The organism is Amycolatopsis sp. NPDC051716, assembly GCF_040681595.1.
GTDB lineage: Bacteria > Actinomycetota > Actinomycetes > Mycobacteriales > Pseudonocardiaceae > Amycolatopsis.
In genome coordinates this window covers 35098-51454 of sequence record NZ_JBFAZA010000029.1, presented here as the reverse complement: position 1 = coordinate 51454, position 16357 = coordinate 35098, and the positions used below count along the sequence as shown (strand labels likewise).

The following is a 16357-nucleotide window of genomic DNA, read 5'->3' as shown; positions in this document are numbered from 1 at the left end:
GTGCATCAGTATTCGCTGGTCGCCGGCCAGGTGTCGTCGTGGAGGAGGCGCTTGAGGATCTTGCCCGTCGCGTTGCGCGGCAGGTCCGGCACGAAATAGACGTCCCGTGGCACCGCGAACCGGGCCAGGCGGTGGTGGATGTACTGGCGGATGTCCTCCGCGTGCAGCGACGCGCCCCGCCGCGGGACGACGTACGCCGCCAGGCGCTGGCCCCACTCCGCGTCCGCGACGCCGACCACCGCCGCGTCGTGCACGCCCGGGAGCGCCACCAGCGCCTCTTCCACCGGGCGGGGGAACACGTTCTCGCCGCCCGAGACGATCATTTCGTCGGCCCGGCCGGTGACGAACAGGCGGCCCGCCGCGTCGAGGTAGCCGACGTCGCCGCTGGCCATCATGTCCGCCGCGCGGGCCGGGTCGGTTCCGCTCGTGTAGCCCTCGAACAGCATGTCGTTGCCGACGAAGATCTGGCCCTCGCCGCCCGGCGGCACCGGCTTGCGGTCCTCGTCCAGGATCGCCAGCCGCGTGCCGAGCGGACAGCGGCCGGCCGTCGTCGGCGCCGCGCGCAGGTCGGCCGGGTCGGCGATGCTCGCCCAGGACACCTCGGTCGAGCCGTAGAAGTTGTAGAGGACGTCGCCGAAGGTGTCCATGAAGGACGTCACGAACGGCCCGGACATCGCCGAGCCGCTGCTGGCCACGATCCGCAGCGACGAAAGGTCGTAGCGCGCGCGGACCCGCTCGGGCAGGTCCATGATCCGCTGCAGCATGATCGGCACGGCGAACAGCGCGTCGCACTTCTGCTCGGCGATCGTCCGCAACGTCTCTTCGGCGTCGAACTTGCGGATCAGCGCGAGCGACGCCCGCAGCGCCATCCCGATCTGCATCGCCGCGAGGCCCCACGTGTGGAACAGCGGCGCGGCCACGAGCAGCCGGTCGCCGGAGCGCAGCGGGATCCGGTCGAGGATCGCCGCGGCGGTGCCCAGCCCCTTCGGCGTGGGCCGCCGCGCGCCCTTCGGCGTCCCGGTGGTGCCGGAGGTGAGCACGATCAGCCGGCCGGGCCGCTCGACCGGCTTCGGGCGGTCGGCGGGCGCGGCCTGGATCAGCTCGTCGACGGTCGGGTAGCCGGCGTCGGCGTCCGGCCAGGTGCTGATCCGGGCGAAGTCGCCCGGCACGTTCGCGATGGTCTGCGCGAACTCGTCGTCGGCCAGCACGGCGGACGGCTGGTGCTCGGCGAGCACGTCCTTGACCGAGGCGGCGGACAGGCCGGTGTTCAGCAGGATGACGTCGGCGCCGAGCTTGCTGGCCGCGACGAACGACTCGATCATCGCGGCGTGGTTGCGGCACATCAGCGCGATCCGGTCGCGTTCGACGACGCCGAGTTCGCTCAGCGCGTTGGCGAGCCGGTCGCTGCGCTCCTGGACCTGGCGGAAGGTGCGGACGCTGCGTTCGTCGTGCAGGGCGAGCTCGTCCGGGACGCGGGCCGCGGCGGCCTGGTAGCCGCCCGCGACCGTGGCGCCCCACTGCGCGAGGGAGTTCAGCTGGCGCGCGAGCTTGTCCGGCCGCCCGGCGCTGAGCACGCCGGCGCGCAGCAGGATGCTCGTGGTGCGCAGCTTGGTGGCCTTGTTGGTCTCGCTGTCGGTGCCGGGGTCGTGCTCTCCGGCCAGGTGCAGGTCGAGGCGCCGGGCGAGGGCGCGGACGTCCTTCTTGATCGTCGACACCAGTTCCAGGTGCGACGGCGGCAGCATCATCCGCACGAACAGCTCGGTCTGGCCGCCGGCCAGCGGTCTCAGCTCCAGGGAGACCCAGGTGCCTTCGTCGGGGACGCCGCACCACACGACGTGCTCGCCCGGCCGGTAGACGACGGCCTGCATCTGCGTCTCGAGCATCGGTCCCCGCGCGGGGACGATCCGGACCACGCCCTTCGGGCCGCGCCCGCGCCCGGCCGGCTCCTGGATCTCGCACCAGCTGATCTCCGGCACGAACCGCGAGTACCACTCCGGCGATCCGACGATCTGCCACACCACGTCGGGCGGGTGTCCGACCACGGCACTCGCCTCGACCACATCGTCACGCATTGTCTGCCCTCACCGAGGTGTCGCCGAACGCACGTTCAGGTCACGGAGGCGTCACAATAGCAGCAAACGGGTGATCAGGGATACTCCGAACGGCCAGATACCGGCGGGTAACGGACACTCCGAGTGTTCCCGCCTGGTGTCCATTGTAGACCGATGAACGGCGTTCACCAAGCTGGGGCGCGATCACGGCCATTCGACATGATCGACGAGCAAGGTCCGGAAAGTGTGCAAGTGCCTTTCGGCGGGTGCGGAGGCCGGCCGGGGCGTTTCCGACATCTCGTGTCATAACGGGCAGTGATCACGTCCCGTAGCGCGCAACCAGCTCCGCGCCGAGCCGGGCCAGTTCCGCCTGTACCGACTCCGGGCCCTCGACCTCGACCAGCGCGCCCCACCCCGCCAGCTCCTGCGCGATCATGACCGGCGCCGGCGCGGCGACCCGCGCGCGGACCCGCTCCCCGGGCAGCTCCGCGACCAGCTCGCAGTGCCGCCCGAACCGGTCCTGAAGCACCCGGAAGTGCCGGCGGGCGAGCACCACGTCCGCGCTCAGCAGCGAACGGCGCTTTTCCATCTCCTCGACGACCTCCCGCCAGACCGCCGCCAGCTCGAGGTCCGACGGCCGGTCCGCGGGCTCGTCGGTCGGGGTGGCCGAGACGATCCGGTCGACGCGGAAGGTGCGGCGGCCCTTCGCCGTTCCCGCGACCAGGTACCAGACGTCGTCCTTGTCGACCAGGCCCCACGGGTCCACGAGCCGCTCGGACTTCTCGCGCCCGGCGTAGGCGAGCCGGACCCGGCGGCGGGCGATGACGGCGTCCCGCAGCAGCGAGACCATCGGCGGCCGTTCCTTCGGGCGTTCACCCCAGCCGGCCTGGTCGACGACGACCGCGTCCGCCGCCGCCTCGGCGTCCGCCCGGAACGTGCCCGGCAGCGCGCCCATCAGCTTCCGCAGCGCCGATTTGACCTCCGGCGCGCCCGCCGCGGCCGGGCCGGCCAGCAGGAAGAGCGCCTGCGCCTCGCGGGCGCTCAGGCCGGAGAGGTCGGTGCGCGCGCCGCCGACGAGCTGCCAGCCGCCGCCGCGGCCCGGCTGGGGGTAGACGGGCACCCCGGCCGCCGAGAGGGCTTCGAGGTCGCGGCGCGCGGTGGCGACCGAGATTTCCAGCTCCGCCGCCAGTTCGGCGGCCGTGACGCGGCCGCGCGTCTGCATCAGCAGGAGGGTGGCCACGAGGCGGTCGGCGCGCATGAAAGAAGTGTCGCAAACAAAGTGGTCACTCGATGAGCACTTTTACCCCGCATGATGGCTCCACACCGCTCGAACCACCGCTTCAGAGGAGCCGGACATGCTGCGAGGAATGGCCACCGTGACGTACTACGCCGAGGACCTCGAGGCCGCGAAGGCCTGGTACGCGGAGTTCCTGGGGGTCGAACCGTACTTCAACGTCCCCGGGTACTCGGAGTTCCGGATCGGCGACTACCAGCACGAACTCGGCATCATCGACCGAAAGTACGCCCCGTCCGCGCTCACCGAGCCGGGTGGCGAGATCGTCCGCTGGCACGTCGACAACCTCGAAGCGACGTTCGCGCGCCTCCTGGAGCTGGGCGCGAAGGAGTACGAGCCGATCATCGAACGCGGGCCCGGGTTCGTGACGGCCTCGGTCGTCGACCCGTTCGGCAACGTCCTCGGGATCATGACGAACGTGCACTATCTCGCGGTGCTGGCGGAACGCTCATGAGCCGGTACGCCTCTTTGACGCACTTTTCGCACCGCTCGTGCCGCTCGGTCCGGCCCGCCGGATCGGTGCCGTAGAAGGGGAAGCACCCCGCGCCGCAGCTCGCGAAGTAGATCAGGCCGAGCCGCACCTCGCCACGGCCGACGTAGTGGGACAGCCGGCGCCGCGGCTCCGGCCCGCACTCGGGGATCCAGCCGTGGGCGGGCAGCCGCGCGGCGGCGATCTCGTCGAGCACGCCCGCGCGGCTGATGAGGTCCGCGCCGAGGCAGCTGAGGCGCTCGCCGAGGTCGCGCAGGCCGTCCGCGCGCAAGGGCGGTCCGGTCAGCCAGGCGAGATCGCCGGGGAGCGTTTCGGCGAGGTCGCGAAGACGGGTCAGAAGTGCGTGGTCCGGGTCCATGACCAGCAGCGAACCTGACGCGGATCCGCGACACCAGGCGGGCGGCCGGCGACGGGAAATGTCGGACCCCGATGACAGAATGCGGTCATGGCGACACCCTTCGCGACACCCCGGGCGAGAGCGCTCGGGTTCGGGCTGCGCACCTGCCGGGAAGCGCGGAACCTCGGCGTGCGGCAGCTGGCCCGGAAGATCGGCGTGCATGCGCAGGAGCTGTCCAACTGGGAGTACGGGAAGCGGATTCCCAAGGTGGAGCAGGTGGCGCTGCTGCTGGGGTTCTTGGTGGTGGAGCCGGGGGAGCGGGCGAGGTTGCTGGAGCTCGCTCGCACCGCCCGCGAGCCGAGCTGGCTCGAACAGTCGATGCCCGGCCGGAAACTGGGCGCCTACGTTGACTACGAGCGCGAGGCCAGTGAGCTGTTCGGTTGGGAACCGGCGCTGCTTCCCGGACTGTTTCAGACACCTGCCTACGCTCGGATCGCGCTGGCCGGCTTCGGTGTGGTCGGTGATGAGCTCGAAAAGCTGGTCGCACTTCGGGAGGCCCGGCGGAGCTTGCTTCGCGGACCGCGGCCGACCCCGTTCCGAGCTGTGGTCGGCGAGGCTGCTCTGCGGCCGGAGTTCATCGAGCGGCCGGTGATGGTCGATCAGCTCCGGTTCCTGCTTCAGCTGTCACGGCGGCCGAACATCAGCCTGCAGGTTTTCCGCGGCAGCCCGCGGTTCCACGCGGGGCTGTGCGGGCCGTTCGTGATCCTCGACTTCCCGCAGCTGCCGCCGATCGTGTTCCTCGAGCAGTTCCGGGCAAGCGCGTACCTCTACGCTGAGGACCAGGTGGCTGACTACCGGTCGGCTGCCAAGAACCTGGCGGCGCTTGCCATGAGCGAGCAGGACAGTTGCGCGTTCATCGGGGAGGTGATCGCCGAACTCGGAGGCTCGGATGGGTGAATGGCTGACCTCGCGCTATTCACAAGATGAAAACTGTGTCGAAGTGGCGCTCGGACCTGCGGCAAAAATCCGCGACACCAAGGACCGCTCCGGCGGCACCCTCGAAATATCCACCCGATCGTGGGACGCCTTACTCTCCGCACTGTGTCGGCCCGCCACACTGGATCTTCCTGAGGTGTAGCTCTTCCGCACATAGCTAGCGACCGGGGTCACGCTTACCGTTCCCGTCCATGACCAGCGATCTGGACGGGCGCACCGCCCTCGTCACCGGCGGGGCGAGCGGCATCGGCCTCGCCTGCGTCCGCGCTCTCGCCGCGGCCGGGGCGAAGGTGCACGTCGTCGACATCGACGAACGCCGCACCGAAGCCGCCGCCTCCGAAGTCGGCGGCTGGGCGCACGTCGCCGACCTCACCGACCCCACCTCGATCGACGCCCTGCCCGCCGAAGTCGACGTCCTGGTGAACAACGCCGGGATCCAGCACGTCGCGCCGCTCGAAGACTTCCCGCCCGACGTCTTCACGCGGATCCAGGCCCTGATGGTCACCGCTCCCTTCCTCCTCATCCGGCGCTCCCTTCCCGCGATGTACGCCCGGGGATGGGGCCGGATCGTCAACATGTCGAGCGTCCACGGGCTGCGCGCCTCCGCCTACAAGGCCGCTTACGTCGCCGCCAAGCACGGGCTCGAAGGCCTCTCCAAGGTCGCCGCCCTCGAAGGCGCCGAACACGGCGTCACGAGCAACTGCGTGAACCCCGGATACGTCCGGACTCCGCTGGTCGACGGCCAAATCGATGCCCAGGCCGCCGAGCACGACATCCCGCGTGAGGACGTCGTCGCCGAGGTCCTCCTCAAGCGGGCCGCGATCAAGAAGCTCATCGAACCCGAAGACGTCGCTTCCCTGGTGGTGTGGCTGTGCTCCCCGCACGCCGGCCACATCACCGGGGCCTCCGTCCCGCTCGACGGCGGCTGGACCGCCGCGTAAACCCGTCCGCCGCAACGAACCCCACAAGGAAGTGGAGCCCGCAGTGAGCCAACCCCACCGGTCGGCGATCGCCAAGATCGTCGGCGCGAGCCTGATCGGCACCACCATCGAGTGGTACGACTTCTTCCTCTACACCTCGGCCGCCGCCCTCGTCTTCAACAAGCTGTTCTTCCCGACGGCGAACCCGCTCACCGGCACGCTGCTGGCGTTCCTCACCTACGCCGTCGGCTTCCTCGCCCGGCCGGTCGGCGGGCTGGTCTTCGGCCACTTCGGCGACCGGCTCGGCCGGAAGAAACTCCTGATCGTCAGCCTCGTCCTGATGGGCGGCTCGACCTGCCTGATGGGCGTCCTGCCGACGTACGCCACCGCCGGTGTCCTGGCTCCGATCCTGCTTACGCTGCTCCGGCTCGTCCAGGGCTTCGCGCTGGGCGGCGAATGGGGTGGCGCCGTCCTGATCGTCTCCGAACACGGTGACGACCGCCGCCGCGGTTTCTGGGCGAGCTGGCCGCAGTGCGGCGCGCCGGGCGGGAACCTGCTGGCCACCGCGGTGCTGGCGATCCTCTCGGCCACCCAGTCCGATGCGACGTTCCTGTCCTGGGGCTGGCGCGTCCCGTTCCTGCTCTCGGGCGTGCTGCTGCTGATCGGCCTGTGGATCCGGCTGGCCGTCACCGAGTCGCCCGTCTTCCTCGCGGCTCAGCGCCAGGCCGAGCTGCGCGCCGAGAAGCACGTGCCGGTCGTCGACGTCTTCCGCAACAGCTGGCGCCAGGTGCTGATCACCATCGGCGCCCGGATGGCCGAGAACGTCTCGTACTACGTGATCACCGCGTTCATCCTGGTGTATGTCACAACCGGGCTGCACCTGCCGAAGGGCGTCGGCCTGACCGCGGTGCTCATCGGCTCGGCCGTGCACTTCGTGACGATCCCGGTGTGGGGCGCGCTGTCGGACCGCGTCGGCCGCCGCCCGGTCTACCTGTTCGGCGCGATCGGGATGGCCTTGTGGAGCTTCGCGTTCTTCGCGCTGCTCGACACGAAGTCGTCGGCGGTGATCGTGCTGGCCACGACCGTCGGGCTGGTGCTGCACGGCGCGATGTACGGCCCGCAGGCCGCGTTCTTCGCCGAGCAGTTCCCGACCCGGGTGCGCTACACCGGCCTTTCCGTCGGCGGGCAGCTCTCGTCGATCGCCGCCGGGGCCGTCGCGCCGCTGGTCGCCGTCGCGCTGTTCTCCAGCTGGGGCAGCACCATTCCGGTGTCGCTGTACGTGACAGCGATGTGCGTGATCACGGTGATCGCGCTGCTTTCCGCCCGGGAAACCCGCGGCGAATCGCTGCACGACGACGTCGAAGCGGAGAAGGCAGCCGTCTCGCCCTAGCATGACCGCCGTGACCGCACCCTCGGACGCGCTGCGCCGGCTGCTCGACCTGCTCGCCTCCGGGGCGAGCACCGAGCAGCTGGCGCACGTCGTCGTGGCCGCCCGCGCCGAGGGCGCCCTCGACCCGGCCGACCTGGCCGCGCTGGCCAGCGCGGGCGAGCTGGCCCTGCGGATCCGCGAGACCCTGGCCGAGCACCGGCGGCGCGAGGCCCGGCTCACCGCGCTGTTCGAGACCGCGAGCGAGCTCGCCGCGCTGTCCGATCCGGACACCGTGCTGCGCTCGATCGTCCGGCGGGCGCGGGCGCTGCTCGGCGTCGACGTCTCCTACCTCAGCCTCAACAACGAAGCCGAGGGCAAGACCTACATCCGGGTCAGCGACGGCTCGGTGTCGGCGGAGTTCCAGCAGATCGTGCTCGGCATGGGGGAGGGCCTCGGCGGGCTGGTCGCGCAGACCGCCCGGCCGTACGCGACCTCGGACTACTTCAACGACGACCGGTTCAAGCACACCCGGCCCATCGACTCCGGCGTCGAGGACGAGGGCCTGACCGCCATCCTCGGCGTCCCGCTGGCCATCGGCCCGAAGGTGCTGGGCGTGCTCTTCGCGTCCGACCGTGCCGCCCGGGAGTTCTCCGCCGACGAGGTGGCGCTGCTGTCGTCGCTCGCCGACCACGCGGCGATCGCCCTGGACAGTGCGAACCTCCTGGACCAGACCCGCCGCGCGGTCGCGGAGCTCAACGAGGCCAACGCGACGATGGAACGCGCCGAGGACGCCCACGACCGGCTCACCGATCTCGTCCTGCGCGGCGGCGACCTGCCGGACGTGGCGGACGCGGTCGCGGCGGTGCTGCACGGAGAGCTCACGGTGTACGACGCCGACGGCACGCTCCTGGCGAGTTCGGCGGATCCGGTGGCGCTCGACCCGGACGCGCTGGCGTCGGCCCGCTTCACCGGCCGCGCCGTGTCCACAAAGGACAACTGGGTGTGCGCGGTGCAGGCGGGCCCGGAACTGCTCGGCTGCCTGGTGCTGGCCGGCCGGCCCGGGCTCGGCGACCCCGACCGGCGGCTGTTCGAACGCGCCGGCGTCGTGACGGCGTTGCTGCTGATGCTGCGGCGATCGGTGGTGCGCGCCGAGGACGAGGTCCGCGGCGAGCTGCTGACCGACCTGCTCACCGCGCCCGGCCGCAACCCCCGGGCGCTGCTGGCCCGCGGCCGCCGCCTGGGCATCGACCTGTCGGCGCCGCACGCGGTGCTGGTCGCGCACGCGGACGGCGGCTCGCGGCGGCGCGTGGCGAGCGCGGCCGCCCGGCACGCGACGCTGGTCGGGGTGCACGCCGAAGAGGTCGTGCTGCTCGCGACCGGCGACCCGGACGAGCTGGCCCGCCGCGTCGCGGCCGACCTCGGCTCGGCGACCGGCCGCCCGGTCACGGTGGGCGCGGCGGGGCCGGCGAGCGGCCCCTCGGCGATCGCGGAGGCCCACGCGGAGGCGGCGCGCTGCGTCCGGGCGTTGCTGGCGCTCGGCCGGACGGGCGAAGGCGCGGCGATGGCCGGGCTGGGTTTCCTCGGCCAGCTCCTCGGCGACCGGGCCGACCTGGACGCGTTCGTCCGCCGCACGCTGGGGCCGGTCCTGGACTACGACGAGCGCCGCGGCACGGAGCTGGTGGCGACGCTGCGGGCCTACTTCGCGAACGGTGCGCAGCTGGCGCGCACGAAGGACGTGCTGCACGTCCACGTGAACACCGTGGTGCAGCGGCTGGAGCGGGTGGCGTCGCTGCTGGGGGAGGACTGGCAGGCGCCGGACCGGGCCCTGGAAATCCAGCTGGCGCTGCGGGTGCACCGGCTCGGTACGCCGCGCTGACTCCGGTTTTGTCGGTGCTGTCCGGTAGCGTGGAAATCGGGGGGCGCCCCCGCGGGCTCGGCAAGTACCCCACCCCGGCACTAGTGTCGCGCGTCGCAAGTTGTTGACGTCCGGGAAGAGCGCCCCAATGTGGCCTTCGGTGCGTTGAACGCACCGAAGCCGCCTTGGGTGCGTTGAACGCAACCAAGGCCACATTGGGGCGCTCGGGGACCGGGCCGCTGTCACTGAACTTCGGACGCGCGACACTAGCGAGCCGGGGCGTGGTTCTGGGCCCGGACGGCTCTACGACGTGCCGGTGCGGCTCGGCCGCCTGGCCGAGCCGCCCGCCTATGAACACCTCAACCCGATGTGGATCTTCCTTTAGCGCTGCCGTCTTGCGGGGGTCCGGGTGGCGGAGCCCCGCTCAACACTGCCCGTCGGCGAGGATCCAGTAGCCCGGGGACGTCTCCCGCAGCGCGTGGACGGTGAAGGTGTTCCACAGCCCCATGGCCTGGTTCGAACCGTTCGCGTACGTCTGCCCGGCGCTCTGGTGCGCCCGGCCCGCCTGCGTGTGGGCGTAGTTGCTCGCGCTCACGCAGGTGCCCGGCGGCGTGGTGGTCGTGGTGGTGGTGGTCGTCGGCGGCGGTGTGGCCGTCGTCGTGGTGCCCGATCCCTTGTCCAGCCCGAAGAACACGCCCGTGTAATAGCTCGAACAGATCCCGGCGAGGAAGTACGCGCCGGTGCTGCCGCACTGCGTCGTGCCCGTGCCGGGGTCGACCGCGGTGCCGTGGCCCATGCCCGCGATCGAGTACAGCCGCACCTTGCCGGCGTAGTCCGTCAGAGTGGTGCCGCCCGGCAGGGACTGCGTGCTCGTCGGCGTCTGGGAAACACCGTGCACCGCGGTCCACTGGTCGCGCAGCTCGGTGCCGTTGACCGGGTAGACGGTGTAGTCGCCGGTGCCCTGCCAGATCGCGACCCGCGGCCATGGTCCGCCGTAGCCGGGGTACTGCGCCTTGACCTTTGCCGCCCACTGCGCCGGCGTCAGGTGCTGGTCGTTCTGCTGGCAGTTCGTCGCTTCGGTGACGCTTGTGGCGCACTGGGCGGGCAGCCCGGCGTTGATCCCGCCCGCGGCGAAGACGTCCGGGTACGCGGCGAGCAGGTCGGCGGTCATCCCGCCGCCGGCCGACAGGCCGGTGACGAACACCCGGGCGGGGTCCGAGCCGTGATCGGCGATCGCCTTGTCCACCATGGACTTGACGGAGGCGGCTTCGCCGTTGCCGCGGGTGTCGTCGGCGGTGGAGAACCAGTTGAAGCACTTCAGCGAGTTGTTCGCCGTCGACTGCTGCGGGAACACGACCTCGAACCCCCAGCGGTCGGCCAGCTCGGGCCAGCCCGAGTGGGCGTAGTAGTCCGCCGCGCTCTGCGTGCAGCCGTGCAGCGCGACGACCACCGGACGGCCGGTCCCGAGCCCGGTGGGGGTGTAGGTGTACATCGCCAGCGCCCCGGGATTGGCGCCGAAATTGCCGACCGGTACGAGGGATGACGGCGGCGGATCGGCGGCGGCCACCCCGACGGTGGTGAGCACGGCGGCGGTGATCGCGGCGAGGCCGGCGAAGGCGAGCTTGCGCATGGTCGAGCTCCTTCTCGTCGTTGAGAGGGTCGCGGTGACGTTAAGACGGCCGAGCGGCCGCCGACCATGTGGCCGTCCACCACATCGGCTCGCCCGTTCATGGTGACCGGCGGGATGGCTCCCGGGCGCCGCACGCGGTTGGGTTCGGGTATCGCGACGAGGCGGAGGTGGACCGTGCGGGGTTGGCTGGCTGGGGTTCTGGCGGGAGCGCTCGCGGTGGCGGTGCCCGCACCGGCGTCGGCTGTGGCCGGGCGCTGCTCGGTGCACGTGCCCGGTGCCGAGGTGTCCGTGGCCGCGTGCCTGGACGACCTGACGACGACCGGAACCGTCGCGTCCGGGCACACCGTCGAGGCCGATTGGGCGGGGCTGACCTCGGCTGGGCTGCCGACCTTCGGCGCGGTGCCCGGCGTGCAGGTCGACGGCTACTTCCTGGACACGTCCACGGCGAACACCAACCACGGCTGGAACCACGACGCGCAGTTCGTGCTGCGCCTGCCGGACCGGTGGAACGGCGGCCTGGTCGTCTCCGGCTCACCCGGCGTGCGGCGCCAGTACGCGAGCGACCGCGCGATCGGCGACCAGGCGCTCGCGGAGGGCTACGCGTTCGCCGCCACCGACAAGGGCAACACCGGCGCGGCGTTCTTCACCGACGGCGTCCGGCCGGGGGACGCGCTCGCGGAGTGGAACTCCCGCGTCACGCAGCTGACGCTCGCCGCTCGTGCCACCGCGGCCCGGCACTACGGCCGTCCGGTCACGAAGACCCTCGCGGCCGGGCTGTCCAACGGCGGGTACCTCGTGCGGTGGCAGCTGGAGAACCGGCCGTGGCTCTACGACGGCGGCGTCGACTGGGAAGGGACGCTGTGGCGGGCCGACGGGCCGAACCTGCTGACGTTCCTGCCCCCGGCGCTGCGCGCGTACCCGGCGTACGCGGTGGGATCGGAGGCGGCGCACCAGTCCATTTTGGACGCCGGGTTCGCGCCGGGCTCGGAGTTCCTGTGGGACTACCACTACCGCGTCTACTGGGACCTGACGCAGCGGATCTACCGCGAAGAGGTCGATCCGTCGTTCGACGGCCCACTGGAGGCGGGAACGCCGTTCTGCGCTTCGGGAACGCCGTCCTGCGACGCGGACTACGCGTATGCGTCCCGCCCACCGTCCGTGGCGCGCGCGGTCGAGCGGATTTCGCTGACCGGCCGGATCGGCAAGCCGCTGCTGACGCTGCACGGCACGCTCGACACGCTGCTGCCGATCACCCGCGACTCCGACGTCTACGACCGCATGATCACGGCCGCGGGGCGCGGGGCACTGCACCGGTACTACCGGATCGAGGGCGGCAACCACGTCGACGGGCTGGCCGACGCCTTCCCGGACCGGCTGCGCCCGCTGGGCCCGTGCTTCCGGACGGCGTTCGACGCCCTCGGGGGCTGGCTGCGCGGCGTACGCCCGCCGTCCTCGGCGACGATCGCCCGCCCGGCCGCAGCGACCCCGGCGGAGCTGGCGACGGCGTGTGACCTGGGCTGAGCGCCCGGTCAGTCCAGTTTGCGCAAACCGTCGAGAATGCGGCGCATCAAGTCCGAGTCCGGCGGGGCGAACGCGAACCGCGGGGCCGCGAACCCGGCGGTGACCGGGGCCGGTGGCGGGAGGAAGCCCGCCACGCGGGACGGCAGCCTGGCCGGGGCCGGTTCGCGGCGGGTCTGCGCCGGGATCGGCAGCGTCGGCAGGGCGACCGTGCCCGCGTCGGCCAGCTGCCGCGCGGCCACCTCGCGGCGGAGGCGTGACTGGATCCCGGCGACGGTGAAGTCCGGTTCCGGCTCGGGGGCGGCCGGGGACCGGCGCGGCCGCCGCTCCAGGGTGATCGCCCAGGCCGCCGCGGCGAGGGCCGGCAGCAGCAGCCCGGCGACGATCGCGAGACCCGGCAGGTCGACGGCCATCAGGCGGCCCCGGGCACAGGTAGGAGCATGACGTTCACTTCCGGACGGACGGTACTTCCGCAGCATGGCCGACACCTGGATATTCGACAGCAATGAATTTTCGCGGACCCCGAGCCCATCATGAATGACGGCCGACGCTCCCGCAAGCGGCCGAACGGGGTCGACCGTCCGGACGTAAAACTGCAGCTCAACACGGGTTTCGCGGCGGGTAGACCGCGCCTCTCACCCAGTACTACGGCCGGCGGTTCGATCCGGTTCACCGCATTTTCGGACGATTAGCTGCCTAGCCGGGAAAGGCGCATCGGCGGCACCCTGCCGGAGGCCGCCGCGGCGCTCACGAACCCAGGGCCGCCGGGGACTCGGCGTCCGGGATCAGCAGCCGGGCGGCGCCGGAGCCGTCGGCCGGGACCGACCAGACGTCCGCGTGGCCCGGGCCGCGGGGCAGGCCGTAGCCGATCGTGCGGGCGTCGAGCCACGCCGGCTGGTCGTCGACGCTGCGGGTCTCCGCCAGCGGCGTCACCTTCGAGGCCGCCAGGTCCAGCACCGACAGCCGCCAGCCCTTGGCCGGGTCGCCGTCCACAGCGGACTTGAACGCCACCCGCGTCCCGTCCGGGGACAGCGACGGGCACTCGACGTTCTCGCGCAGCGTGCGGATCGTGTGCGCGGCGAAGTCGCCCGCGACCAGGTAACGGTGGCCGGCCGTCGACATCGTCGCGTAGAAGTGGCGGTCGTCGCGGGTGAACGTCACGCCCCAGAAGTTGAGGTCCGCGGCCTGGTACGGCTTCCCGTCGAGGGTCACCGCGTAGTCCTCCAGCGTGCCCGCGAGGTCGCCGGTCGCCGCGTCGAGGATGCCGGCGCGGGTGGAAAACATGCCGCCGTTGTACGAATCGCCGGTGACGAAGACCGTCCACGCGAGCATCCGGCCGCTCGCCGACACCCGCGCCCGGTTCGGCAGCCCGACCAGCGGGATCTCCCGCTGCACGGCCAGCCCCCGGTCGAGCACCGCCAGCTGGTAGGTGGTCAGGTCGCCGTCCTGGCGCAGGCAGAGCCCGGTGCCGCCGGCGGCGTACACCCGTGCGCACGACAGCGGCGACACCGTCCGCGGGCCGCCGGGGTCGGTGGCGGACACGGTGGCGACGTGCCCGCGGTCGGCGTCGCCGGTGCTGCGGAACAGCAGCCGCGGGCCGGGGTCGAGGCTGACGGCACCGGTCGGGGTGACGTCGTGGCCGCGCGCGCTCGCGAACCCGACGTACGCGACCGCCGCCCCGGCGAGCACGAGCACGCCGACGACCGCGATGAGGATCCGGGTCTTCACGCCGGCACCTTCCGCGGGGACAGCACCGCGAACGTGACGGCGATCGCGACCACGGCCCCGCCCGCGGCGACGGCGATCGCGAGGTTCGCGCCCCAGAACTGCCACGCCAGTCCGAAGAGGACGGACGAGGTGAAGTAGGCGAGCGCCTGCGCGGTCTGGACGAGCGAAATCCCCGTGGTGCGCAACGACTCCGGCAGCAGCGGGCCGGCGAGGGCCATCAGGACGCCGTCGGTCGCCGCGTAGAAGGCGCCGTACAACGCCAGGGCGAAGACGAACAGCGGCCAGCCGGACACCGGCCCGGCCAGCAGCAGGTAGACCAGCGCCAGTGCGCCGTAGCCGCCGAGCACCACCGGCAGCCGCCCGACCTTGTCGGCCAGCGCGCCCAGCGGCGCGGCGAGCAGCAGGTAGCTGAGGTTCGTGCCCACCGCGAGCAGCGGGAACCAGCCGGTGGCGATGTCCTCCTTGTGCTGCAGCAGCAGGTAGACGAACCCGTCGCCGACCGTGGCCAGCCCGAGCACGCAGGCGGCCACCAGCAGCCGCCGCACGCCGCTGCCCCGCAGCAACGCGGCCGCCGCGCGCGGCGAGACCGGTGTCGCGGCCGCTTTCGGCGTCCGGCGGTCGCGGACGAACAGCACCAGCAGCAGCACCCCGATCGCGGCGACGCAGAAGCTGACGACGAACACGGCGTCGAACGCTTCGGGGTCGGTGGCCCCGACGGCGGCCAGCACGGCGAGCGCGACCAGCGGCCCGGCGAACGCGCCCACGCTGTCCATCGCGCGGTGCACGCCGAAGGCCCGCCCGAGCAGCGGCTCGGGTGCCGACAGGGTGATCAGCGCGTCCCGGGGCGCCGTCCGCAGGCCCTTGCCGGCGCGGTCGAGCGTGATCACCGCGCCGATCGCGGCCGCCGACGCTCCGGCGGCGAGCAGGCCGAGCTTCGCCACCGCGGACAGCGCGTACCCGGCGCCGGCGACGACCTTGCGCCGCCGGACCCGGTCGGCGACGTACCCGCCGACGATCCGCAGCAACGCCGTCGCGCCGGTGTAGAGGCCGTCGACCAGCCCGTACGCGGCGGGGCTCAGGTGCAGCCCGAGGACGAGGTACACCGGCAGGACCGCGGTGACCATCTCCGAGGAGACGTCCGTGACGAGGCTGACGGCGCCCAGCGCGAAGACGTTCGCGCCGACCGCCGAGAGCTTGCGCTTGGACACCGCCCCAGCATGCTCTCGGCGGCCGATGGTGGACAGGTACACGCGGTTACTGCCAGACGTCGAGGATCGGCGACTTGCTCGCGGCGTTGCCGATGCCGGGCAGGCCGTAGGCCGCCTCGATCGTGCGCAGGACGGTGTAGTGGTTGATCGACTCGCTGTAGCTGCCGACCTTGACGCCCGCGCCGGTGAACGCCGTGAAGATCTGGTTGACCGACGTGCCGCTGTCCTCGTCGAAGGTGGTGATCAGCAGGCTGTTGTGGGTCTTGGCCCACTGGGCGTACGCGTCGAGGTTCTTCTTCAGCCAGGTGTCACCGGTGCCGACACTGCAATCGTGCATGTCGTTGCACATGTCGGGCGTGACGAACGAAACGGTCGGCAGCTGGGTGAAGTCGCTCGGGAAGGCGGAGTAGCGCAGGTTGCTGGCGGCGGGGACGTTCGAGAAGTCCACCCAGCTGTTGTGCTTGCGCCGGTAGGTGCCGCTGGAGCAGCCGGTGTAGCCGTCCGAAGGCATGGCTTCGGAGTAGCCCTTGAAGGTCTTGCCCGCGCCGATCAGCTGCTGGCCGAGGTTGGCCTTCGCGCCGAGGCCGGCCGGGCAGGTGTCGTCGGTGACGCCCTGCGTCGCGCCGGAGAAGAGGGCGACGTAGTTCGGCTGGCTCGGGTGGGTGATCGCGAAGGAGTTCGTGAACTTCGCGCTCTGCGAGGCGAGAGTGTTGAAGTAGGGCGCGCTGGAACTGCCGTTGATCGAGGAGTACTTCTTGTTCTCGAACATCACCAGGACGATGTGGTCGAACGCCGGCACGGCCGCGGCGGTCGGCCGGACGGCGGGCTCGTCCGTCCGGGTGACGACGGCCGCCGTGGCGACGCCGGCGGTGACCAGGGTGGCCGCGGCGAACGCGGCGAAGATCCGCTTGCGGATCATGGGTCCTCCAGCACTGAGGGGGTGGGCGCCTCATGGTGCCCA

15 protein-coding genes are annotated in these 16357 nt (G+C 71.9%); 7 read left to right on the top strand and 8 right to left on the bottom strand.

The genetic code is table 11. The features are described from left to right. Positions 1-5: 5 nt before the first annotated feature. Together AB0M30_RS32820 and AB0M30_RS32815 are read right to left on the bottom strand one after the other, a co-directional pair. Entirely contained in the window at positions 6-2072 is a 2067-nt protein-coding gene (locus tag AB0M30_RS32820) for an AMP-binding protein (protein ID WP_364591804.1), read from the bottom strand. A gap of 298 nt (positions 2073-2370) precedes the next feature. Further along, positions 2371-3309: a WYL domain-containing protein gene (locus AB0M30_RS32815; protein ID WP_364591801.1), complete on the bottom strand. Its 939-nt coding sequence runs from the start codon at positions 3307-3309 to the stop codon at positions 2371-2373. 97 nt (positions 3310-3406) lie between these two features. On the opposite strand from AB0M30_RS32815, the gene AB0M30_RS32810 reads away from it, so the two are divergent. Continuing rightward, positions 3407-3799 (top strand): VOC family protein, encoded by a 393-nt coding sequence (locus AB0M30_RS32810; RefSeq protein ID WP_364591798.1) that lies wholly within the window; start codon positions 3407-3409, stop codon positions 3797-3799. Here the strand turns inward: AB0M30_RS32810 and AB0M30_RS32805 are convergent. Beyond that, complete coding sequence (locus tag AB0M30_RS32805) at positions 3753-4193, bottom strand: hypothetical protein (protein WP_014467383.1); 441 nt, start codon at positions 4191-4193, stop codon at positions 3753-3755. The genes AB0M30_RS32810 and AB0M30_RS32805 overlap by 47 nt on opposite strands. Before the next feature lie 87 nt (positions 4194-4280). Between AB0M30_RS32805 and AB0M30_RS32800 the strand changes: the two genes are divergently transcribed. From AB0M30_RS32800 to AB0M30_RS32780, 5 genes are read left to right on the top strand one after another with little or no spacing between them, the layout of a single operon-like run. Next, positions 4281-5129 carry a helix-turn-helix transcriptional regulator gene (locus tag AB0M30_RS32800; protein ID WP_364591795.1) on the top strand — a complete coding sequence of 283 codons (849 nt, stop codon included), beginning with the start codon at positions 4281-4283 and terminating at the stop codon, positions 5127-5129. After that, positions 5122-5310, top strand: a complete 189-nt coding sequence (locus AB0M30_RS32795) for a DUF397 domain-containing protein (RefSeq protein WP_364591792.1) — start codon at positions 5122-5124, stop codon at positions 5308-5310. The genes AB0M30_RS32800 and AB0M30_RS32795 overlap by 8 nt, the downstream gene beginning before the upstream one ends. A gap of 49 nt (positions 5311-5359) precedes the next feature. Further along, a complete protein-coding gene (locus AB0M30_RS32790) occupies positions 5360-6109 on the top strand; it encodes a 3-hydroxybutyrate dehydrogenase (RefSeq protein WP_364591789.1) in 750 nt (249 codons plus the stop codon). A gap of 43 nt (positions 6110-6152) precedes the next feature. Next, positions 6153-7478 (top strand): MFS transporter, encoded by a 1326-nt coding sequence (locus tag AB0M30_RS32785; protein ID WP_364591786.1) that lies wholly within the window; start codon positions 6153-6155, stop codon positions 7476-7478. A gap of 1 nt (position 7479) precedes the next feature. Beyond that, positions 7480-9333, top strand: a complete 1854-nt coding sequence (locus tag AB0M30_RS32780; RefSeq protein WP_364591783.1) for a GAF domain-containing protein — start codon at positions 7480-7482, stop codon at positions 9331-9333. A 403-nt stretch (positions 9334-9736) separates the two neighbouring features. Here AB0M30_RS32780 and AB0M30_RS32775 read toward each other — a convergent pair whose 3' ends face one another. Continuing rightward, a complete protein-coding gene (locus AB0M30_RS32775; protein WP_364591780.1) occupies positions 9737-10942 on the bottom strand; it encodes a PHB depolymerase family esterase in 1206 nt (401 codons plus the stop codon). Positions 10943-11158: 216 nt separating this feature from the next. Between AB0M30_RS32775 and AB0M30_RS32770 the strand changes: the two genes are divergently transcribed. Beyond that, positions 11159-12463 (top strand): tannase/feruloyl esterase family alpha/beta hydrolase, encoded by a 1305-nt coding sequence (locus AB0M30_RS32770; protein WP_364591994.1) that lies wholly within the window; start codon positions 11159-11161, stop codon positions 12461-12463. 8 nt (positions 12464-12471) lie between these two features. On the opposite strand, the gene AB0M30_RS32765 is transcribed toward AB0M30_RS32770, so the two are convergent. From AB0M30_RS32765 to AB0M30_RS32750, 4 genes are all read right to left on the bottom strand, one after another. Then, positions 12472-12873, bottom strand: coding sequence for a hypothetical protein (locus AB0M30_RS32765; protein ID WP_364591777.1), 402 nt, complete (start codon positions 12871-12873; stop codon positions 12472-12474). A gap of 334 nt (positions 12874-13207) precedes the next feature. Next, on the bottom strand, positions 13208-14188 hold the full coding sequence (locus AB0M30_RS32760) for a hypothetical protein (protein ID WP_364591774.1): 981 nt from the start codon (positions 14186-14188) through the stop codon (positions 13208-13210). Then, complete coding sequence (locus AB0M30_RS32755) at positions 14185-15396, bottom strand: MFS transporter (RefSeq protein WP_364591771.1); 1212 nt, start codon at positions 15394-15396, stop codon at positions 14185-14187. Before AB0M30_RS32755 ends, AB0M30_RS32760 begins: the two co-directional genes overlap by 4 nt. Before the next feature lie 46 nt (positions 15397-15442). Then, entirely contained in the window at positions 15443-16315 is an 873-nt protein-coding gene (locus AB0M30_RS32750) for an alkaline phosphatase family protein (protein ID WP_364591768.1), read from the bottom strand. Positions 16316-16357: the final 42 nt, after the last annotated feature.